This window comes from Kitasatospora sp. NPDC096128 (genome assembly GCF_040303105.1).
In the GTDB taxonomy this organism is placed as follows: Bacteria; Actinomycetota; Actinomycetes; order Streptomycetales; family Streptomycetaceae; genus Kitasatospora.
Genome location: NZ_JBEOSP010000001.1, coordinates 402,296 through 423,305, shown reverse-complemented (window position 1 = coordinate 423,305; position 21,010 = coordinate 402,296). Strand labels below are relative to the sequence as shown.

Genomic DNA, 21,010 nt, shown 5'->3' with positions numbered 1-21,010 from the left:
CCGGGTCGGGGTGCCCTGGCGACACCCTCGCCGGGTTCTGCCAGTCGGTGTCGCGTCGCGCCCCGGTGGGGTGCGGCGCTACCGGGTCGGGGCCCGCGCGCGGGCGGCGGCCCTGACAGCAACGGTAACGGGTGGGGCTCGAACCGGTGTCCGAGCCGACCGGCGCCGGACCGGGCCGCCCCGGTGGGTGGCCCGGCCCGGGTGGCGCCGGGCCCGGCCCGGGAGGGGGTGCCCGGGCCGGGCCGGGTGGTGCCGGGTGGTGCCGGGCCTAGACGGTGACCGACTCCTTCTCCTCGACCGGGGCCGGTTCGGGGGCGGCGGTGTGCAGCTTGCTGCCCTCGACGTCGACGTCCGGTATCAGCCGGTCGAGCCAGCGCGGCAGCCACCAGGCGCGGCGGCCGAGCAGGGCGAGCACGGCCGGGACGATCGTCATCCGCACCACGAAGGCGTCGAAGGCGACGGCGGCGGCGAGGCCCAGGCCCATCATCTTGATCATCGGTTCGCTCATCCCGATGAAGCCCGCGAAGACGGCGATCATGATGAAGGCGGCCGCGGTGACCACCCGGGCGTTGTGCCGGAAGCCGGTGACGATGGCCTCGCCCGGCTGCTCGCCGTGGACGAAGGCCTCACGGATCCGGGTGACCAGGAACACCTCGTAGTCCATGGCGAGGCCGAAGACCACGCCGATCATGAAGATCGGCATCATGCTCATCACCGGGCCGGTCTGCTCCACGCCGATCAGGTCGGCCAGCCAGCCCCACTGGAAGACCGCGACGACGGCGCCGAGCGCGGCGGCCACCGAGAGCAGGAAGCCGAGCGCCGCCTTGAGCGGGACGAGGACGGAGCGGAAGACCACCAGCAGCAGCAGGACGGCCAGGCCGACGACCACGGCGAGGTAGGGCAGCATCGCGTCGCTGAGCTTCTGCGAGACGTCGATGTTCATCGCCGTCGTACCGCTGACCAGTACGGTCGCCCCGGTGGAGGCCTTGAGTCCGGCCGCCTGACCGCGGATGGTGTGGACCAGGTCCTTGGTAGCGGTCTCGGCCGGGCCGGTGGCCGGGATGGCGTTGAGCAGGGCGGTGTCCCCCGCCTTGTTGAACATCGGCGGCGTCACCGTGACCACGCCCGGCACGGCCGAGACGCTCTTGGCGACCTCACCGGCGGCGGCCTTCGGGTCCGCCGTTCCCTTGACGTCCACCAGGACGGTCAGCGGGCCGTTGAAGCCGGGGCCGAAGCCCTCGGAGAGCAGGTCGTAGGCGCGGCGCTGGGTGGTGGAGGTCGGCTTGGCCTCGTCGCCGGGCAGGCCGAGCCGCAGGTCGAGCGCGGGGGCGGCGAGCACGCCGAGGCCCACCACGCCGAGCAGCAGCACCGCGAGCGGGCGGCGCACGATGAACCGGGCCCAGCGGGAGCCGCCGTTCTCCTTCGCACCGGTCGGCTGCGCCCCGCCCTGGGCCTTGCGGACCTTGCGGGGCAGCGCCCTGCGGCCGATGAAGCCCAGCAGTGCGGGCACCAGGGTGAGCGCGACCAGCACGGCGATGACGACCGTCCCGGCGGCGGCCATGCCCATCTTGGCGAGCATCGGGATGCCGACCACGGAGAGCCCCGCGAGGGCGATCACCACCGTCAGGCCGGCGAAGACCACCGCGGAGCCGGCGGTGCCGATGGCCCGGCCGGCCGCCTCCTGCTGGGTGCGGCCCTCGGCGAGTTCGGCCCGGTAGCGGGAGACGATGAACAGCGCGTAGTCGATGCCGACCGCGAGGCCGAGCATCATGGCGAGCGTGCCGGTGGTCGAGGAGAGGCCGAGCGTGCTGCCGAGCGCGGTGATCAGCGACATGCCGAGGCCGACGCCGATCACGGCGGTGAGCAGCGGCAGGCCGGCGGCGACCAGCGAGCCGAAGGTGATCACCAGGACGACGGCGGACAGCGCCATGCCGATCGCCTCGCTGCTGCCGCCCGCGTCGGGCTTGGCCATCAGGGCGTTGCCGCCGATCTCGACCTTGAGCCCGGCGTCCCGGCCGTGCTGGGCGGCCTGCTGGAGGGCGTCGGTGGCGGTCTTGGAGACCTCGCCCGCCTTGGCGGAGTAGCTGACGGTGGCGTACGCCGTCGTGCCGTCCTTGGAGACGGCGCCGGGCATCTTGAACGGGTCCACCGCGCTGGTGACCTGCTCGCCGTGGGCGAGCTCGGCGACCGTCTTCTCCACGGTCTGCTGGTTCGGCGCGGCGGTGATCTTCTGCCCGGAGGGCGCGACGAACACCAGACGGGCCGAGGCGCCGTCGGCGTGGCCGCCGGGGAAGCGCTCGTTCATCAGGTCGAAGGCCTTCTGCGCCTCCGTGCCGGGCATCGAGAAGCCGTCGTCGGGTGCGGCGGGCGCCTTGGCCGCCAGGACCCCGCCGACCGCCAGCACGGCGACCCAGAGCAGGGCCACCAGCCGGCGCCGTGCGAAGGCCCAGCGGCCCAGGCGGTACAGGAACGTTGCCACGGGAGAACGGACTCCTTCGATTCGGGAACAGGTGCGGAGGCGGGGACGGGCGGGAGCGGCGGCCCGGAAGCGGTCCGCTCGCAGCATGACCAATCCTTGATCGCCGGCCCCTGCTCCGTCGTCGTCTCTGCGCAGGCCGTTTTCGTACTGCGGACGCAGTACGGCCCTCCCCCGTACGGAGGAGCGCACGCCCTCCACCGGGAGCAGCCGGGAGCACCCCCGTGGCCTGCGGCGGGAGCAGTCCCGGGTCACCCGGCCGGCCGGTGACGACGGGCCGCGGCCGCCCCGGCCCAGTAGCGTGATGGGCCTCTGGCCCGACCGTTTCGCACCGGTTCGAGCCGACCCGTCCCGATCGGTGCTGATCCCAGCCCGCCGCCGGAGGTGCCCCATGGGCGTGCCAGCCGCCCGCATCGTGTTCGACGAGAACGACCGCGCGGCCGTCGCCGACGCCGTGACCGAGATGCTCACCACCGGCGCCCTGACCCTCGGACCGTGGACCGAGCGCTTCGAGCAGGCCTTCGCCGCCGAGCACGGCGCCTCGCACGCCGTCGCGGTGAGCAGCGGCACGGCGGCCCTGGAGATCATCCTGCGCGCCGTCGACGTCCGCGGCCGCGACGTGGTCGTCCCCGCCGTCACCTTCTACGCCACGGCCGGCGCCGTGGTGCACGCGGGCGGCCGCCCGGTGTTCGCCGACGTCGACCCGGACACCCTGGCGCTCTCCCCCGAGACCCTGGCCGCCGCCCTCACCCCGGATACCGCGGCCGTCGTACTCGTCCACATCGGCGGGCTCGTCACCCCGCACGTGGACGCCCTGCGCGAGCTCTGCGACCGGCGCGGCATCCCGCTGGTCGAGGACGCCGCGCACGCCCACGGCAGCAGCCGCGGCGGGCGCGCCGCCGGGACCTTCGGCCTGGCCGGGGCCTTCTCCTTCTACCCGACCAAGGTCACCACCAGCGGCGAGGGCGGCCTGATCCTCACCGAGTCGCCCGAGCTGCGCGACGAGGCCCGGATCTACCGCGACCAGGGCAAGGGCTCCTTCGGCACCAACCACCACGTCCGGCTCGGCTACTCCTGGCGGATGAGCGAGCTGCACGCCGCCGTCGGCGCGGTGCACCTGCGCCGGCTCAAGGAGTTCATCGAGACCCGCCGGGCCGTCGCCCGCCGCTACGACGCGGCGCTGGCCGGCGTCGACGGACTGCGACCGGTGCTCGAACCGCCCGGCAGCCGCGGCAACTACTACAAGTACGTGGCGCTGCTGGCGCCCGGCGTCGACCGCGCCGCCTTCAAGAAGGCGGTGGCCGAGGAGTACGGGGTGCGGATGTCCGGCGAGGTCTACGACCTGCCGCTGCACCTGCAGCCGGTCCTCGCCCCCTACCGGGGCGGACCGCTGCCGGTGGCCGAGGACGTCTGCGCCCGGCAGGTCTGCCTGCCGGTGCACTCCGACATGACCGAGGACGAGACGGAGCTGGTCATCGAGGCCGTCTCGACCGTGCACCGGCGGATGGCCGGGTAGCCCGGAGCGAAGGGAGCAAGACCGTGCGGATAGCCGTCACCGGGGGCTGCGGGTTCATCGGCTCACACGTCGTGGACCACCTGATCGCGGCCGGCCACGAGGTCCTCGCCGTGGACACCACCGACAAGTACCTCAACCCCGACGCCGAACACGCCCGGATCGACGTCCTCGACCTGCCCGCGCTCACCTCCGCGCTGGCCGGCAGCGAGGTCGTCTACCACCTGGCCGCGATGGCCGACGTCGAGCAGGTCTCCGCCGACCCCGTCCGGGCGGTGCGGACCAACATCGACGGCACCGAGGCCGTCCTGGAGGCCGCCCGGCGCAGCGGACTGAGCCGCACCGTGCTGGCGAGCACCGTCTGGGTCTACGGCGCCGCCCTCACCGACGATCAACTCGATGGCGGGGAACAGGAGTTGGACGAACACGTACCGATCGAGCTGGAACACAGCGGACACCTGTACGTGGCCACCAAGCTCGCCGCCGAGATGCTCGTGCACAGCTACCGCGAGCTGTACGGGCAGCACTTCACCATCCTGCGCTACGGCATCCCCTACGGTCCGCGGATGCGCGACGAACTGGTCGTCGCGCGGTTCGTCCAGGCCGCGCTGGACGGACGGCCGATCACCATCGCCGGGGACGGGCTGCAGAGCCGCAACTTCGTCTACGTCGAGGACCTCGCCGACGCCCACGTCCGGGCCCTCTCCCCGGCCGCCGAGGACCAGACCTTCGCCCTCGAGGGCTCCACCGCCGTCTCGGTGCGCGACATCGCCGACACCGTCGACCGGCTCCTGGGGCCGGTCACCATCGAGCACATCGACGGGCGGAAGGCCGACTACACCGGGCGGCGGATCTCCTCCGCCCAGGCCAAGCGGCTGCTCGGCTGGTCGCCGAAGACCAACTTCGCCGACGGCGTGCACCGCTACGCCGACTGGTACCGGGCCACCGCCGCCGCGCCCGCCGCCGGCTGACCGGGGCCGCCCCATGCCGCACGCCCTGCTGGTCTCCGGCTCGCTCGGCCAGGGCCACGACGTGATGGCCCAGGCCTGCGCCGACACCCTGCGGGAACGCGGCTGGAGCACCAGCACCGTGGACGCCATGGCCCTGCTCGGGCAGCGCTCGGGCGCCGCCGGGGAAGCCGTCTTCCGGCGGCTGCTCGACCTGCCCGGGGTCTACGACGCCTTCCACTTCTCGGCGCTGCGCCCCGGTGCCCGGCTCGCGCTGCTCGCCGACGCGGCCGCACGCAGCCGGCTCGTCCCGGCGCTGCGCGAACTGGTCGGGGCGCAGCGGCCGCAGCTGGTGGTCTCGGTGTTCGCCACCGCCACCTCGGCGGTCAACCGGCTGCCGGGGCGGGACTTCCGGCACTTCGTGTTCTGCACCGACGTCACGCCGCACCGGCTCTGGGTGCAGGACGGCACCGACCTGTTCCTGGTCACCTCCGAGGTCGCCGCCTGCGCCGTGCGCCGCTACCGGCCGGACGCCGAGGTCGCCGTGCTGCCCGCCCCGCTGCGGCAGCCGTTCTACCGGCCGCCCGGCCGGGCCGAGGCGCGCGCCGCACTCGGCGTGCCGGCGGATGCCGGGTGCGTGCTGCTGATGTCCGGCTCCTGGGGGCTCGGGCCGATCGCCCGCACCGCCGCCTCGCTGGCCGCCGCCGGGCCGCACGTGCTCGCCGTGGCCGGGCGCAACCGGGAACTCGAACAGCGGCTGCGGGCGGCCGCCCGCCGGGAGCCGCGCCTGCACGCCTTCGGCTACACCGACCGGATCCCGGCCCTGATGGCCGCCGCCGACCTGGTCGTCACCAGCTCCGGCGACACCTGCAGCGAGGCCCGGGCCGTCGGGCGCCGGCTGCTGCTGCTCGACGTCGTCCAGGGCCACGGGCGGGACAACCTCCAGCACGAACTGGAGCTCGGCCACGCCGACGTGGCCACCGCCCGGCCGGCCGAGGTGGTCCGCAACGCGCTCGCGGCGCTGGCCCGGCCGGAACCCGAACCGTCGCCCGGCGCCGCCCCGGACGCCTGGCAGCGGGGGTTCGGGGCGGCGCTGGAACGGGTGGGGCTGGGGTGAGCGGCCCTCAGCTGTCGCTCCTGCCGGGTTCGTCGGCCGCCTTGTTCCACGACTTGGCGCGCCAGTAGAACCCGTTCCACGACGGCGACGGCCCGGAGCGGGCGCTCCGGGCCGCCGTCGCGCGGGCGGGGATCAGTACTGGGTGGTGATGGTCACGCCGCTGAAGTCGGTCTGGGCGTAGAGGCTGATGTAGCGGTAGCCCGCCGTGGTGTTGGTGACGGTCAGGTTCTGGCTGGTGGTGCCGTTGGTGGTCGAGCCGTTGGTGTAGGCGTTCGGCGTGGCCCAGGTGTCGGGGTTGTAGAGCAGGTACGCGGTGCCCGTGCCGCCGGAGCTGGAGACCTTCAGGGTCGTGGTGCCGGCCGGCAGGTAGATGTAGTAGTACGCCAGGTTGCCGGCGGTCGCGGACTGGCCGGTGCGGGAGCAGTTCTTGTCCAGCACGCGGGTGTCGGCGGCGGTGCAGCCGGCCAGGCTGCCGACCGTGACGGACTGGCTGATGGTGTTGGTCCGGCCGTTGCCGTCGGTCACCGTGAGGCTGACGCTGTAGCTGCCGGCCGCGGCGTAGGTGTGCGCGGGGCTCTGGGCGGTGGAGGTGGCGCCGTCACCGAAGTTCCAGGCCCAGGAGGCGATGCTGCCGCCGGACTCGGTCGACTGGTCGGTGAACTGCACGTTCAGGCCGACCGGGACGGCGTTGAAGGCCGCGGTCGGGGCGCCGCCCACCACGCAGGCACCGGCGGCGCAGGCGTCCAGCCAGGTGTTGAACTCGGCGTCGTACGCGGTGCCGATCGAGTTGTAGACCGCGTAGCCGCCGGCGTAGTCACCGGTGCGGAAGTGGCCCAGCATGTTCGGGATGACGTCCGGGTGCTTCTCGACCATGAAGCGGACCGCGAGGTAGCCCCACGGGTAGGTGCGGGTGGTGTCGCTGTTGTCGTAGGTGTTCTGGAACAGCGTGCTGAGCGGGTAGGTGTGCTTGGGCGCCTCGGCCACCGCACCGGTGTCGGTGACGTCGCGGTAGCTGTAGGAGACGTACTCGGCGACGCCCTCGATCCACCAGACGTCCGGCACGGAGATCTGCTGGGTGAAGTTGCCCTTCATGTCGAGGCGGCCGTCGAGGGCGTGGGTGTACTCGTGGTTGAGGTTCCAGATGCCCGCGGTGAAGCCGTCGTTGCCGTTCTGGTAGGTCAGCGAGATCGGCTGGTTGGCGGGGGCGGTCGGGTCGCCGATGAGCGTGATGCCGCCGTTGTTGGTGCTGACGCCGTAGATGCCGCCCGCGTACGTCTGGTAGTCCTGCGGGGAGGCGAACACCACCATCTGCAGCGAGTTCTCGTACTGGCCGGGGATCGGGCCGCTGTCCTTGACCAGCTTGTGGAAGAACGGGTCCTGGTTCTGCAGGCTGGCGCAGACGGCGGCCAGGTCGGCGGCGGTCAGGCTCTGCGCCAGGATGCTGTGGGTGGCGTCGCAGGTGTGGCTGACCGGCAGGGCGGCGGCCTTGAGCTGCGACGGCAGGTCGCAGACGCCGTAGTACGAGCAGTTCGCCTTGTCGTAGAAGGCGGCCATGCCGGCCACCCCGACCCACAGCGGCGCGGTGGGGCCGGTGATCGACGAGACGTCCATCAGGCCCTTGACCAGCGGCCGGACGGTGTTCACCAGCGCCGGGTGCTCCATGAACCGGGCCGTCTCCAGACCGGCGTTGGAGTCCAGGAAGGCGTTGTTGCCGCCGAGCAGGCCGCGGTGGTTGAGCGCGAAGCTGTCGAGGGTGTTGATCAGGCTCGGGTCGGCGGTGACGGCCGCGACGTAGTCGGCGTTCTGGTGGCCGCGGAAGATCGGGGTGTACACGCTGTTCGCGAAGTTCACCATGTACCAGGACGCGTCCCAGTCGCTGTTGTACGCGTTCAGCACCCGCTGGTAGGTGCCGAGGTAGTGGGCCTGGAGGTTGGCGCTGTCGCTGAGGATCATCGCCTGGCCCGCGATCTGGCCGTTGCCGTCGTTGACGTCCAGGAAGTGCGGACTGGCCACGAAGGCGTCGAGGGCGGCCTGCACGGCGCCGGTCAGCGTCGCGTCGTAGCTGCCGACGTCGGCCGGGTGGTAGTACTGCACGTAGTAGCCGGCCTGCAGGAAGTACACCAGCTGGAAGATGCCGGTCGAGTTGTCGCCGGTGTACGAGGCGGCGGCGCTCTTCAGGCCGTCGGCGACGGCGAGCATCTGGCCCTGCTGGAACACCCCGTGGGCGTCGCCGCCGGTGATCCGGAACAGCGAGCTGATGCAGTCGATGGACGAACCCTCGATGTAGCCGACCAGGTCGGCGCCGGTCCGGCTGCTGAAGTCGGCGGGCGTGCAGGAGGTGTTGGCCGTACCCGCCGTGTGCGCGCCGCTGACGCCGGCCCGGGCCGCCGGGGCCTTGGCGAGCTTGGGCGTCGGGGCCTGGGGGGCGGCGGACTGCGGTGAGCGCGGCGGGAGTTGGGCGGGCGCCAGGCGGCCGGGCTGGGTCTCCGCGGTGGTGTTGAGACCGAAGGCGGTGCCGGTGGGGGCTATGCCGCCGGGGTGTGTGGGCTGGGCGGCCCGGCTCGCCTGCCGGCCGGCCTGCGCCGTGGGGGCGGCGAAGCTCGGGGCGGCGGCGAGGCCGGTGATGGCGGTACTCGCGGCGGCGAGCACGGCCAGTGCCCGGGGTAGCCGAAGTCGGTGACGCATCGTCACTCCTTGGTGGGGGGTGGGGGTGAGCCTCGCGAACGAGCGACGGAGGACTCGCCTGGCACGGTGTCATGGACAACCCACCGCAATCAATAGGGTGTGACATATCACTTTCGATCGCGGTCGACCCTTCGACTGCGAAGCCACCGGCCGAACCCGGGGCCGCCGCCGGCGCCCGTAGCCCGGGGCCCGGGGCCCGGGCCGGAGTACCCGCCGGTCCGTGTACCCGCCGGTCCGCGTACGCGCCGGGGCCCGGGGAGCGCCGCGGCGTTCCCCGGGCCCCCGATGGTTCCGGCCGGCGCCTGCTCAGGCTGCCCTGAGCACGCCGAGCAGCCGGGCGACCTCGGCGGTGACCAGCTCGGAAAGCAGTTCGGGCCCTGGGTGTCCGGAGTGCCCCGAGTGCCCGTACTTCGGACCGTCCGTGGCGTTCACGGACGCGTGGGCCAGTCCGCCTGACCAGTCGGGCACGGGTAGCTCACCCCGTTGTCGACGCAGCCGCCCCGGTGGTGGGCGCGACCCGCCGATCGTCCCAACTACCGTGCGCCGCAGGCAAGGGGCGGAACGGCGTGGTCGCGCAGCGGGCCGAGGGTGAGGGCGTGGGCGCGGCAGTGCGCGGCGATCAGCGGGAGCGCGGCCAGGGTGGCGCGCCAGGAGTCCGGGGCGGAGGTGCAGTCGGAGTCGTGCAGCAGGAGGGTGGCGCCGGCGGTGAGGCCGGGGCGGGCGGTCGCGAAGACCGACTCGCCGGTGGCCTCCGCCGTCCAGTCCCGCCCCCAGGCCGTCCACAGCACGCTGCGCAGGCCCAGTCGGCGGGCGGCCAGCGCCGGACCGGCCGTCAGCACGCCGTACGGCGGGCGGTACCAGAGCGGGCGGGCGCCGCACAGTTCGGCCACCGCCCCGGTGGCGCGGCGCAGTTCGCGCAGGTCGCGGGCCGGGGCGGGGTACCACTGCTGCCGGTGGTGCCAGCCGTGCACGGCCACCTCGTGGCCGCGCAGCACCAGTTCCCGGCCCAGGGCCGGGGCGCGTTCCAGCATCGCGCCGAGCAGGAAGAAGGTGGCCCGGGCGCCGAGTGCGTCGAGGGCGTCGAGGACGTACGGGGTGCTGCGCGGGTCGGGGCCGTCGTCGAAGGTGAGGGCGAGGTGGCCCGGGGCGCTGCCGTACCCGGCGGTGCGGCGGGCCAGGCTGCGGCGCACCGGCGGGAGGCGGACCGCGGCCGGGGCCAGGTGCAGGAACTCCAGGCCCGCCGCGAGGGCGAGGGCCGTGCCCGCCCGCAAGGCTCGGGGGGCCCGCGAAGCCTGGACGGCCCGGGAGCCTCCGGGGCCCCGGGGGCTCACCCGAAGCGGGCGGCCATCCGGCGGAACACACCGGGCGCGACCCCGTGGATCCGGGCCGGGAAGCCGAGCCAGTGCGGGACGTAGAGGCGGTCCCGCTCGGTGGTGATGGTCGCCACCACGGTGTCCGCGACCCGCTCCGCCGAGACCGGACGCGGGCGTTCGCGCTGGTACGGGGTGCCGCGGCGGTCGAAGAACGGGGTGTCCACCGCGCCGGGCAGGACCAGCCGGACGCCGACCCCGGTGCCGCGCAGCTCGTACCAGAGGCTCTCGGCGAACATCGTCAGCCCGCCCTTGGTGGCCGAGTAGCCGGACTCGTCGCGCACCCCGACCTGGCCGGCCATCGAGCCGAGCAGCACGATCCGGCCGTGCCGGCGCTCCAGCATCCCGGGCAGCAGCAGGCGGATCAGCCGCAGCGGGGCGGCCAGGTTGACCTCGATCATCCGGTCGAGGGTGTCGGACGGGGTGTCGGCGAACGGGCCGCGCCAGCCGAGGCCGGCGCTGGAGACCAGGACGTCCACCCGGCCGGCGGCGGCGAGCGCCGCCTCGGCCAGGCGGGTGGGGCCGTCCGGCTTGCTCAGGTCCTCGGGCAGGGCGACGCCGCCGGTGCGCTCGGCGAGGGCGTCGAGGCGGGCCCGGTCGGTGCCGGAGAGCAGGGTCTGCCAGCCGGCGTCGGCCAGCCGGGTGGCGGTGGCCAGGCCGATGCCCGAGGAGGCGCCGGTGATCAGCGCGACGGGGCGGGCGGGCGGCCCCGGGTGCCGGGGCCGGGCCTGGGCTTCCTCCGCCGTCACGGCTTCCTCCGTCATCGCGCACCTGCCGGTCCGTGGGCGTCCTGCCGTCCGATTTGTCCGGCAAGTCACCTTCGCACGGCGGAGCTTTCCGGGCTACCGGGGCGGAACCGCCGCCTCGGCCTCGGTATCCGGGTGCGGGGCCGACAGTTCTGCGGACTCACCCTCCAGTTCACCGAACCGGGACAGCAGGAACGTGCCGCCCACCGCGACCGCGAAGCCCGTCAGGGCGCACCAGGCGAACCCGGGGCGCGCGGAGTCCCCCAGCGACACCACCCCCACCAGGGCCGGGCCGAAGGTCTCGGCGACCGTCCCGGCCGCCGTCGCCGCCGTCACCGTGCCGCGCTGCAGGGCGAGCGCGTACGCCAGGTAGCCGCCCAACCCGCCCACCGCCAGGGCGTACGCGGCCGGATCGGTCAGCACGGCGGTGAGCGTGGACGCGTCCAGGACGCGCACCGCCAGACTGGTGATCCCGAAACCGACGCCCGCCAGCAGGCCGAGACCGGCCGCGGCCGCCGTGCCCTCCCGGCGGACCAGGGCCAGCACGGCGATCAGCATCACGGCGGTGGTCGCCAGCAGCGCCCAGTGGAAGGCCGCCGGGGCGTACTCCCGGCCCTCCTTGCCGGAACCCAGCGCCAGCAGGCTCAGCCCCACCACCACGGCGACGATGCCCGCCGCGTCCCCCCGGCGCAGCCGCGCGCCCAGCAGCCAGACGGCGGCCAGGGCGGTGACGGCGAGGCTCGCGTTGGTGACGGCCTGCACCAGGAACAGCGGCAGGCTGCGCAGGGCGACGATGCTCAGCACGAAGCCGAGGATGTCCAGCGCCGTCCCGAGGATGAACTGCCAGGACCGCAGCAGCGCGGCCAGCAGCCCCGCGCGCACCCGGTCCGCGCGCGGCGCCGACCGCGCCCCGCGCGCCTGGAACACCGCCCCGAACCCGAAGCAGACGGTGGCGACCAGCGCGGTGGTGAGTCCCAGCAGCATGCGTCTCCCTCGCGGGGCGGCATCGGTTCACCACCCAGTCTGGGCCCGGGGCGGCGGGGGTGCACGGGTGGGACCGGTGGGGCGACCGGGGACGGCGCGGCGCGGCCGGGGGGCGGGAACCGGTCGGGCCGGAGCCCGGTCGGCCCCGGCCCCGATGACCGGCGTGCCGATCAGTACCAGTTCGTGTAGCCGAACTGGGTGTTGTTGTCGTAGTGGAACGAGGCCCGGGCCTGGATGTCCTTGTCGTTGACCATCCGGGTGTAGACCGTGCCGGTGCCGTAGTTCACGACGGTGTACGAGGCGCCCTGGTTGTTCTCGATCTGGATCGTGGCCGGGACGCGGCCAGCGGTGGTCGCTCGCGCCCACGCGGCACGGCAGGTCGGGCTGTAGCGCAGCTCCGCATCGCCGTCGGGCGCCGTGTAGTCGATGGTCCGCGCGTCGTTCTGGCAGATGGTGTTGGCCGGGTCGAGGCCCGTGCAGCTGCCGGCGTAGCAGGAGGTGGCGGCCGAGGCCGTACCCGTGGCGACCAGAGTGCCGGACGCGGCCAGCACCAGGGTGGCGGCGGCGGACGCGAGTGTGCGCAGGGAAGGCTTCACGGTGGTCTCCGAACGAGTGAAGGATGCGGCGGCACGCCCAGTTGGCGGCGCCTGGCCACACCCTGCCACCGGCACGGCGCCGTCCCGGCCGTCTCCGCCGTCCCCGGGATCCCCGGGACGGCGGCGGGGACGGCGGTCAGCCCAGGGCCGCGGCGAGCAGGGCCGCCGTGCGGGCGATCAGCGGCTCGTCGGCCTTGGCGGTGGGGTCCTGCGGGTGGGTGGTCAGGACGGCGAGGACGACCGGGTCGCCGTTCGGGGTCCAGGCGATGCCGACGTCGTTGGCGGTGCCGTGGCTGCCGGTGCCGGTCTTGTCGGCGAGGGTCCAGTCCGCTGGCAGGCCCTCGCGGAAGCGGTGGGTGCTGGTGGTGTTGCCGCGCAGCCAGGTGAGGAGTTGGTCCCGCTTCCCGGGCGGGAGGGCGTGGCCGAGCGTGAGGCGGCGGTAGGTGCGGGCGATGGCGTGCGGGGTCGTGGTGTCCGTGATGCGGTCCGGTTCGGCCGAGTTGAGTTCGGGCTCCCAGCGGTCCAAACGGGTGATCCGGTCGCCGATGGAGCGGCAGAAGCGGGTGACGGCGGTCGGCCCGCCGAGCCGCTGGAGCAGCAGATTGGCGGCGGCGTTGTCGCTGTGGTCGATGGCGGCTTTGCAGAGTTCGCCGACGGTCATGCCGTTGGCGAGGTTGGCGGGCAGACCGGTGACGGGGGCGCCGACGGCCCGGTCGATGTCGGCCCGGGTGTAGTGGATGCGCCGGGCCAGGTAGTCACCGTCGCGGTCGAGGTCGCGCAGGACGGCGGCGACGGCGACGGTCTTGAAGGTCGAGCACATCGGGAAGGTCTCGTCGGCCCGGTAGCGGACGGTGCGTCCGGTGGCGAGGTTGTGGGCGTGGACGCCGAGCCGGGCGGAGTGCTGTCGTTCGAGCTCGGCGAGTGCCCGGTGAACACCGGTGCCGGTGCCGGTGCCGGTGCCGGTGCCGGTGGCCGCGTGGGCCGCTGTGCCGGTCGACGCGGTGACGGCGACGGCCGCCGCTCCGACGCCGAGGGCCAGGACGGCGCGGCGGCTGTGCCGGGCTTCCGAAGGCTGCACGTGCATGGTTCCCCTCTGATCGAATCTCGCGGGCGGGCCGCGTCCTCGATCTTCAGGACGCGGTGACCGCTCCGATGGTTCGTCAGCCGGTCGAACCGCCGTGGTTCAGGGCCGCATCGCCACGCCCGCGTAGGCGGAGGCGTCGGAGGCCGAGACGGACGGATCGTCGGACCGGGGCCGCCAGTGCGGGGTGGGGACGACGCCGGGTTCGAGGAGGGTCCAGCCGTCGAAGAACCGGACGAACTCCGCGCGGGTGCGGGCTTGGGCGGCGGTGCCGGCCGCCTGGTAGATGCCGACGATCCGGCGGATCTCCTCGGGGGCGAAGTCAGGCGTGACGTGGGTCATCACCAGGGCGCTGCCGGGGGCGAGGACGGACTTGAGGTGTTCGACCAGCTCGTGGGCACCGCGGGCGTCGGGGACGAAGTGCAGCAGCGCGTTGAGCGAGAGCGCGACCGGGCGGCGGAGGTCGATGGTCTCGCGCAGGCCGGGTGCGGCGAGCAGGCTGTCCGGGTCGGTGACGTCGGCCTCGACGTAGGCGGTGCGGCCCTCGGGGGTACCGGTGAGCAGGGCTTGGGCGTGGGTGAGGACGATGGGGTCGTTGTCGGCGTAGACGACCCGGGCCCGGGGCTGGACGCTCTGGGCGACCTCGTGGAGGTTGGGCGAGGTGGGGATGCCGGTGCCGATGTCGAGGAACTGGTCGATGCCGGCCCGGGCGAGGGCGCGGGTGGAACGGTGCACGAAGGAGCGGTTGGCGCGAGCGGCCTCGCGCAGCCAGGGGGCGATGGCGAGGACGTGGCCGGCGGCCTCGCGGTCGGCGGCGAAGTTGGTGCAGCCGCCCAGGTAGTAGTCGTACATCCGGGCCGAATGCGGCACGTTCAGCCGCAGGTCGACCCCGTCGTAGAGGCTCATCGCCCTCCCCCTCGGCTGCGTGGGCACCGACCGATTGCTGCCCAGCCTATCCGGGGGCCAACCGTCCCTCCGAGGACCTGATCTCGCACGAAGACCATAAGAAATGACCATCTGTATTCGCGTTGCAGCCTGGAGTGACCGGCCTGATGGAATGAGGATGGGCGCGGACAGCCCGATCCTCGGGTGGCCCGGCCAGCAGCCGACGGCCACGGAAAGCAGGCTCGATGACGATCGACAGGGGTTCCCCCGCGCGCGGGTACCGCGGAGGGACGGCGCTGGAGCACACCGGGGCGGCCGGGGCGGAGCGGACGGCGGTGATGGAGCCGTCACTACGGCTGGACCTCACCTACACCGCGTTCTGCGAGACCCATGAACCCGCCTGGCACGCCCTCGCGTTGACCCGGATAGGCAGCCAGGCCGACGCGGCACTCGTGGTCGAGGCGGTCAAGGCCGACCTGGCCCGGTGCTGGCCGCAGGTCCTGCGCTTCGAGGAACCGGCCGCGTACGCCTGGCGGTTGGCCAACCGGCACGTCGGGGACTGGGTGGCGGCCGAGGAACCGGTCGAGGTGGAGGCGGTCACCTTCGCGGCCGTGATCGGGGCGTTCAAGCAGGTCGCCGACGGACTGCTGCACAGCGAGGCGGACGAGGTCCGGCTGTACGCGGCGATCCTCGAACTGCCGGACCGGCAGCGGGACGTGGTGATCCTGCGCTACCTGCTCGGCCTGCACGCCAAGGTGATCGCCGCGTACCTGGGACGGCCGGTGGCCACGGTGCACTCCAACCTCCGGCACGCCCGGGAGCGGCTGGCGCGTCGACTCGGAGTGGGCGAACTCCCGGACCGGGGAGGCGAAGCGTGACGGCCGACCGGGCGGAGCGGCCCGTCGACGGGGCGTGCGCGGCGGGCGGGGGGCGCACGGTGTTCCGAGTACCCCGAACCGAACGCGCCCACGCCGAGCGGATCGCGGCCCTGCGGCAGGCCCGGATCACCGCCGCCCCGGCCCACCTGCCCACCGAACACGAGCAGGCCGCCTTCGAACTCGGCCTGGTGGTCGCCCTGGTACTGGGGGCGCCGTGCGCCTCCCGGGGGCTGGACCTACTGGTCAACGCGCGCCGGATCCAGCCGGAAGGAGCGGAGGTGTTCGGCGCGCTGCTGTACGCCACCGGCAAGGAGGAGGGCGCCGAGTTCTGGTGGCGCTTCGCGGCCGGGTCGGGCAGCGGGACGGCCGCGTACTGCCTCCACCTGCACCATCTGATGCTCGGCGAGACCGACGACGCCGACTACTGGCGGGCCTGGTCGGAACAGCTGTCGACGGCCGAACGGCCGCCCGGGCCCCGGCCGTTGCAGATGAGCCGGCCGCTACTGCCGGAGGACGTGCGGCGGGACATCCTCTCCCGGGTGCACCGGGGGCTGGCGCCGCAGCTGCCACCCGCGCTGGTCGCAGTGATCGACCGACTGCCGTTGCAGGACGGGGAAGAGGAGGAGGTGCCCAACCCGTGGGGGCTCACCTCCGGGGCCACCTCGGGCTGCTCGTGGGACCCCTGCCGGGAGTTCGGCGAGGGCGAACCGGGGCTCCGCCGGAAGGGCAGAGCACGGGACGAACCCACGGACCAAGCCAGGGACGAGCCGGAGGACGGCCGGGACCCGTCGGGGTGAGTGCCGCCCGGCCGCCCCGCGGTCCCACGTTCAGGTGAGTGCGGCGAGCCGGGCGACGACCTCCGGGTCCCGGCCGCTGCCCGCGCCGAGCCGTTCGCCGTCCGGGCCGCGGTAGCGGATGCGGTAGTGCTGCGGTGCCATCGCGGTGTCCCGGCCGGGCAGGGCGGCGACCACCGCGCGGTGCACGTCGGCGGGGGTCAGGTGGGGGTCGGCGGTGTCCAGGTCGACGGTCAACCTGCCGTCCTCGACGGACACTCGGCAGGCCGGCCGGGAATCCCGGGGGAGGTCGGGGCCGTGGTCGGGGCCGTGGTCGAGACCGGTGTCCAGGGCCGCGTCGAGCGCCGCCCCGACCAGGCTCCGGACGGCGGCCAGGTCGATCCGGGAGCCGTCGACAACCCGCCAGTCGGCTCCGCCGTCGCCGTCACTGCCGCTGAAGCCGTCGCTGCCGTCGGAGCCATCGGAGCCGTCGCTGCCGGCGACCGGCGGCCCGGGGGCGTCGTGCAGGCCGACGAGCGGGACGGGCCCTCCGGCGGCGGCCGCGAGCAGGGCGAGCAGCGCACGGGCGAAGCGGTCGGTCTCCACGGGGTCGAGCACCTGGGGGCAGGCGATCAGGGCGAAGTCCAGGCTGCCGCTGATCCGCAGGATGGTGAACATCAGCCGGACCGGCAGCGGCGGCGCGGGCAGCGCGGTGAGCTCGGGATCGGCGGTCGCCGCCGGTTGGGCGTCGGCGACGGCGGCGGGGATGGTGAGGCTCAGGTCGTTGACGACGACCTGGCGGGCGAACCGCGAGCCGCGCACGTGCGCGGCGTCCTCCACCAGCTGCCAGACCTGCTCGGCGTCCAGCACGCTGTGCCAGTAGGCGCTCAGCGAGGCCGACTTGGCGCGCCCGATCAGCTGGTCGAGGTCGGCGGTGCCGGTGTCGAGCAGGATCAGGGCGTCCTGGGCCAGGGTGCCGACGTGGTCGAGCAGCACGGCGCGCTGGCGGTTGGCGGAGAGGGCCGAGACGGCCAGCTCGGTACGATCGGCCCGGCGGGCGACCAGCGCGGAGAACGCGGCGAGCAGGACGACGGAGGGGCTCGCACCGGTGCGTCGGCAGACGGCGGCGAGGTCGGCGGCCGCGGTGCGCGAGCGGACCATCAGGGCGCCGTGGTCGCGCGGGGGGCCGGCGATCCGGGAGTCGGCGAACACGACCTGCGGGCCTGTGTCCAGCACCCGGGCCCAGTGGCGCAGGGCGCCGGCTGCCCGGCGGCGGCCCTGCGGGCTCTGTTCGGCGGCGGCGAGCTGGATCGGGGTCGGCGCGGTGACGGGCGGGAGGTCCTTCCCGGCGGCGAGGGCGTACCAGTCCTGGATCAGCACGGCGGTCGCCGCGCCGTCGGCGCCGGCGTGGCAGACCACGGCGATCAGCCGGAGCAGGTGCGGACCGTCGACGAGCAGGGTGCAGCGGATCCTCGGGACGGCGTCCAGCGGCACCGGGACCGCGACGTCCGCCTGCCCCAACTCGGCGGCCAGGGAATCGAGTTCGTGGCTCTCCAGGCCTCCCGCCTCGACCACGGTGACGGCGAACCGACCGTCCCCGTGCACCAGTTGGCTCTGCGGGAAGGCGTCCGGGCCGGGGCCGGGCGGGAAGGAGGTCCGCAGCGACTCGTGCCGTTCGACCAGCAGGCGCAGGGCGTTCAGCCCGGCGGCGAGGGTGGTTCCGGGCGGCACGGGCCAGACCGACTCCTTGTTGATCGCCTCGGGGGCGTCGCGCCGGATGCAGCGGATCATGTTGTCCTGGCCGCGGGTGAGCGGGCCCGAGCCGCCGCTCGTCGCGGCGAAGCGGACGGTGACCCGTCGGCCCGCCCCGACGGGGTCGTGCGGTGCCGGGTCGTGCGGAGCGGAGTCGTGCGGAGCGGCGTTGTGCGCAGTCACGTCGTACGTGCCTTTCGGCTCGCCGGGAAGGTCTCAGCGGGGAGTGCGGCCGGACGCCACCAGCGGCCGCCGGTGATCATCCGGAAGGGTTTGACGGTTCTGACGGGTTCTGACGGGTTCTGACGGGTTCTGACGGCCAATCAATAGGCCGACCAAACAAGGGTGTTGACCTGACCAGGACAGCCGCCGACAGTGGCGACGGCAGCCCGGTACGGCCCTGGAACGGGCACGTCGCACAGCCCCACCGGCCCCGCCCCGAGCGGGCCCGGGTCGGCGAGCAGCAGCGGCGAGGGCCCCGCCACCGACACCCCGAGCGCCTGCACCAGCCGTCCGCCGTACGCCTTCACACAGGCCTCCCGGCGACACCACAGCGTGGTGAACCGAGCTGCCCGCTCGGCGGGTTCGGCGGGTTCCGCGACGAACCGCGCCTCCTCGAAGGGGAACCAGCGGGCGGCCATCCGCTCCGCCCGGCGGGCGTCGCGCAGCGGCTCCACGTCGACGCCGACCGCCCGGCCCTCGGCCAGGGCCAGCACCGCCAGCGGCTCCGCGGTCGACCAGTTCACCCGCAGCCCGCCCGCGCCCGCCGGCTCCGGCTTGCCGTGCTGCCCGTGCCGCCAGACCAGCTCGGCCGGGCGGGTGCCGAGCCGCGCGGCGACCAGCTCCCGGACGGCGCCGCGCACCACGGTGAACCGGCTCCGCCGCCCGGTGTCCGCCCGTTCGGCGCGGGCCCGCTCCTCCGCGTCCAGCGTCCGCCACAGCCGGGCGACCACCTCCGGCGGCTGGTCGGCGTCGATCAGCCACAGGTCGACCCCGGTCACGGCTGGGTCAGGGTGCTCAGCACCCCGAGTCGACGGTCCAGCCCGGCGACCAGCAGCGGCCGCAGCTCCGCCCGCCACCCGGGCAGCCGCTCGGCGAGCTCCACCCACGGGCCGGTGAACGGCTGCGCGGCGAACCCGCCGTCGGCACCGGTCGCGTCCAGGACCGCCGTCCCGGGCCCCAGTTCCTCCGCCCTCGCCCGGACGGACGGCTCCGGCCGTTCGGGGCCGGGCCGCTGGTGCACGGCCAGCCCGGCGCCCGGCGCCTCCTCGCAGACCAGCACCACGGCGGCGTGCCGCCGGGGCATCACCACCGGTTCGGCCGGCTCGTAGTGCAGCGCGGTCTGTTCGGCGAGCACCACCACCGCCCGGCGGCAGACTCCGGCGCGGTGGTACTCGGCCGCCAGCCGCAGCGCGGTGAAGGCCGCGGCGGTGCCCTGGTCGCAGACCGCGAAGGCCAGCGGTTCGCCGGGGACGGACCGGCTGAGCGCGAGCGAGGACGGCGCGCCGGGGCGCACGTCCGGGGTGTCGAAGGCGAGGATCAGCAGGTCCACCGGCTCGTCCGCGGCCAGCGCCTCGCGCAGCAGGCCGGCGGCCAGCTCCTCGTAGGAGTGGCCGACGCCCTCGCGCAGCAGGTCCTCGCGCAGCGGCAGGCCGTACGGGCGGACCAGGTCGGAGACGAAGACCCGCAGGTCGGGGTCGAGCGAGGCCTCCGAGCGGCCGTCGGAGCACCGGGCGAGGGCCCGGGTGATCCGCAGTCCGGCGGGGGCGGGGGAACCGGGGGGACCGGCGGCCACCCGGTCAGTCCTCGGCGATGAGGTGCCCGGCGACGTAGTCGGCCAGCTTGGTGACCGATCGCAGGTCGTCCTCGGTGATCTGCTCGACGTCCACCTGGATGTCGAGCGACTCCTCGAGTTCCAGGATGAGTTCGATGGTGCCGGCCGAGGTCAGCCCGAGGTCGTCGAACAGGCAGGCGTCCGCGGGGATCTCGGGCAGTTCGCGCTTGAGCACGCGCGGCAGGAGCTCGCCGATGCCGTGCAGGATGCGCTCGCGCAGCTCGGGATCAGTGGTCTGGACCAGTTGTTCTGACATGGGTGTCCCGTCCCGTCGTGCGTGGGAAGTGTGCTCTGGGCTTCAAGGAGTGTGCTCTGGGATCACAACGCGGGGAGCTCGGACGGTGGTTCGAGCGGGTCCGGGCCGACGGCGCGTCAGTACTGCATCACCATCGCGGAGAAGGTGGCCCCGACGCCGGCGGCGGCGATCAGGTAGTGGTCGCCGCGGCGGATCAGCCCCCGCGTGGTGGCGGTGTGAAGATTGATGAGGCTGTCTGCAGCGAAACTGTGCCCGACCGACAGCACGTTGTCCAGCACCACCTTGTCGAGCGGATAGCCGATCCGGCGCGCGATCATCCGCCACGACGCCTGGTTGACGTTGTGCGGAAGCACCGCGGCCAGGTCGGAGAGGTCCAGACCGGCCTGGTGCAGGGCGGCCTCGACGGCCTCCACCATGACGTTCGGGTACTCCCGCTGGTAGCGGGCGAGCAGCTCGGCGTCCTCGGCCAGCCGGCCGTCGAACTCCGGGCGCTGGCGCACCGCGAAGGAGCGCACCCGGTGCCGCGGGCCGTCCGCGCTGACCAGGCAGGCGGCCGCGCCCTCGGCGAAGATGCCGGTCTCCGGCACCAGCTGGGCGTCCTTGGTGAAGGTCTTCTCCCCCGCCAGCACCAGCGCGAGGGCCTGCGGGTCGGGGTCGCCGGCCAGCAGCCGGCCCGCCAGGTCGATGGCCAGCAGGCCCACCGCGCAGGCGTGGTGGGTCACGGTGAAGGCGCTCGCGTGCGCCAGTCCACGCGCGGCGAGCACCTCGTGCAGGGGGTTGAGCGGGTAGGGCACGGCCACCGGCATGCTGCGCGCGTGGATCACGAAGCGGACGTGCCGCTCGCGTCCGCGCAGCTCCGGCAGGTTGTCGAGGGTTGCGTCGAGCAGGTCGGGCAGCGTCCCGGTCGGATCCAGTCGCAGCTGGTCCAGGCCGTGGAAGCGGCGGAAGAGACGGAGTTGACGTGGGGTCAGGCCGATGCGCTCGCCCACCGCCTCGATGGGAACGGCGTGTGGGGGGAGGTGAACGGCCACTGCCTCCAGTGCGGTCACGCGGGCTAGTATTCCGACGCCCGCCTGGTCGCACAAGTGATCTCGGGCCCTTCTCCCGCGCGGCCGCC

At 74.1% G+C, this 21,010-nt stretch carries 19 protein-coding genes; 5 read left to right on the top strand and 14 right to left on the bottom strand.

The window, feature by feature from the left end; all coding sequences use genetic code 11:
- Positions 1-268 precede the first annotated feature (268 nt).
- A complete protein-coding gene (locus ABTY61_RS01850) occupies positions 269-2,479 on the bottom strand; it encodes an MMPL family transporter (RefSeq protein ID WP_350502906.1) in 2,211 nt (736 codons plus the stop codon).
- Positions 2,480-2,867: 388 nt separating this feature from the next.
- Between ABTY61_RS01850 and ABTY61_RS01845 the strand changes: the two genes are divergently transcribed.
- From ABTY61_RS01845 to ABTY61_RS01835, 3 genes are read left to right on the top strand one after another with little or no spacing between them, the layout of a single operon-like run.
- Positions 2,868-3,992 carry a DegT/DnrJ/EryC1/StrS family aminotransferase gene (locus tag ABTY61_RS01845; protein WP_350502905.1) on the top strand — a complete coding sequence of 375 codons (1,125 nt, stop codon included), beginning with the start codon at positions 2,868-2,870 and terminating at the stop codon, positions 3,990-3,992.
- Between the two features lie 23 nt (positions 3,993-4,015).
- Positions 4,016-4,960, top strand: a complete 945-nt coding sequence (locus tag ABTY61_RS01840) for an NAD-dependent epimerase/dehydratase family protein (RefSeq protein WP_350502904.1) — start codon at positions 4,016-4,018, stop codon at positions 4,958-4,960.
- 13 nt (positions 4,961-4,973) lie between these two features.
- Complete coding sequence (locus tag ABTY61_RS01835; RefSeq protein ID WP_350502903.1) at positions 4,974-6,053, top strand: glycosyltransferase; 1,080 nt, start codon at positions 4,974-4,976, stop codon at positions 6,051-6,053.
- A 132-nt stretch (positions 6,054-6,185) separates the two neighbouring features.
- On the opposite strand, the gene ABTY61_RS01830 is transcribed toward ABTY61_RS01835, so the two are convergent.
- The 8 genes from ABTY61_RS01830 to ABTY61_RS01795 all read right to left on the bottom strand — a co-directional run bounded on the left by ABTY61_RS01830 (position 6,186) and on the right by ABTY61_RS01795 (position 14,421).
- Positions 6,186-8,738, bottom strand: coding sequence for a collagenase (locus ABTY61_RS01830; RefSeq protein ID WP_350502902.1), 2,553 nt, complete (start codon positions 8,736-8,738; stop codon positions 6,186-6,188).
- Between the two features lie 306 nt (positions 8,739-9,044).
- Positions 9,045-9,206 carry a hypothetical protein gene (locus tag ABTY61_RS01825; protein WP_350502901.1) on the bottom strand — a complete coding sequence of 54 codons (162 nt, stop codon included), beginning with the start codon at positions 9,204-9,206 and terminating at the stop codon, positions 9,045-9,047.
- Between the two features lie 65 nt (positions 9,207-9,271).
- Positions 9,272-10,009 carry a polysaccharide deacetylase family protein gene (locus tag ABTY61_RS01820; protein ID WP_350502900.1) on the bottom strand — a complete coding sequence of 246 codons (738 nt, stop codon included), beginning with the start codon at positions 10,007-10,009 and terminating at the stop codon, positions 9,272-9,274.
- Positions 10,010-10,065: 56 nt separating this feature from the next.
- A complete protein-coding gene (locus tag ABTY61_RS01815; protein ID WP_350502899.1) occupies positions 10,066-10,872 on the bottom strand; it encodes an SDR family NAD(P)-dependent oxidoreductase in 807 nt (268 codons plus the stop codon).
- A gap of 78 nt (positions 10,873-10,950) precedes the next feature.
- Positions 10,951-11,838 carry a DMT family transporter gene (locus ABTY61_RS01810; protein ID WP_350502898.1) on the bottom strand — a complete coding sequence of 296 codons (888 nt, stop codon included), beginning with the start codon at positions 11,836-11,838 and terminating at the stop codon, positions 10,951-10,953.
- A gap of 170 nt (positions 11,839-12,008) precedes the next feature.
- Positions 12,009-12,434, bottom strand: a complete 426-nt coding sequence (locus ABTY61_RS01805) for a DUF2690 domain-containing protein (RefSeq protein WP_350502897.1) — start codon at positions 12,432-12,434, stop codon at positions 12,009-12,011.
- A 136-nt stretch (positions 12,435-12,570) separates the two neighbouring features.
- Entirely contained in the window at positions 12,571-13,512 is a 942-nt protein-coding gene (gene bla, locus ABTY61_RS01800) for a class A beta-lactamase (protein WP_350502896.1), read from the bottom strand.
- Positions 13,513-13,617: 105 nt separating this feature from the next.
- On the bottom strand, positions 13,618-14,421 hold the full coding sequence (locus ABTY61_RS01795; RefSeq protein ID WP_350502895.1) for an SAM-dependent methyltransferase: 804 nt from the start codon (positions 14,419-14,421) through the stop codon (positions 13,618-13,620).
- A gap of 224 nt (positions 14,422-14,645) precedes the next feature.
- On the opposite strand from ABTY61_RS01795, the gene ABTY61_RS01790 reads away from it, so the two are divergent.
- Entirely contained in the window at positions 14,646-15,278 is a 633-nt protein-coding gene (locus ABTY61_RS01790) for an RNA polymerase sigma factor (RefSeq protein WP_350502894.1), read from the top strand.
- Positions 15,275-16,075, top strand: a complete 801-nt coding sequence (locus ABTY61_RS01785; protein ID WP_350502893.1) for a hypothetical protein — start codon at positions 15,275-15,277, stop codon at positions 16,073-16,075. The genes ABTY61_RS01790 and ABTY61_RS01785 overlap by 4 nt, the downstream gene beginning before the upstream one ends.
- 30 nt (positions 16,076-16,105) lie before the next feature.
- Here the strand turns inward: ABTY61_RS01785 and ABTY61_RS01780 are convergent, their stop codons facing one another.
- The 5 genes from ABTY61_RS01780 to ABTY61_RS01760 all read right to left on the bottom strand — a co-directional run bounded on the left by ABTY61_RS01780 (position 16,106) and on the right by ABTY61_RS01760 (position 20,942).
- Entirely contained in the window at positions 16,106-17,986 is a 1,881-nt protein-coding gene (locus tag ABTY61_RS01780; RefSeq protein ID WP_350502892.1) for a condensation domain-containing protein, read from the bottom strand.
- Positions 17,987-18,126: 140 nt separating this feature from the next.
- Positions 18,127-18,804, bottom strand: a complete 678-nt coding sequence (locus ABTY61_RS01775; RefSeq protein ID WP_350502891.1) for a 4'-phosphopantetheinyl transferase family protein — start codon at positions 18,802-18,804, stop codon at positions 18,127-18,129.
- Positions 18,801-19,598: a hypothetical protein gene (locus ABTY61_RS01770; RefSeq protein WP_350502890.1), complete on the bottom strand. Its 798-nt coding sequence runs from the start codon at positions 19,596-19,598 to the stop codon at positions 18,801-18,803. The genes ABTY61_RS01775 and ABTY61_RS01770 overlap by 4 nt, the downstream gene beginning before the upstream one ends.
- A gap of 4 nt (positions 19,599-19,602) precedes the next feature.
- Entirely contained in the window at positions 19,603-19,893 is a 291-nt protein-coding gene (locus ABTY61_RS01765) for a phosphopantetheine-binding protein (protein ID WP_350502889.1), read from the bottom strand.
- 116 nt (positions 19,894-20,009) lie between these two features.
- Positions 20,010-20,942: a 3-oxoacyl-[acyl-carrier-protein] synthase III C-terminal domain-containing protein gene (locus ABTY61_RS01760; protein ID WP_350502888.1), complete on the bottom strand. Its 933-nt coding sequence runs from the start codon at positions 20,940-20,942 to the stop codon at positions 20,010-20,012.
- Positions 20,943-21,010: the final 68 nt, after the last annotated feature.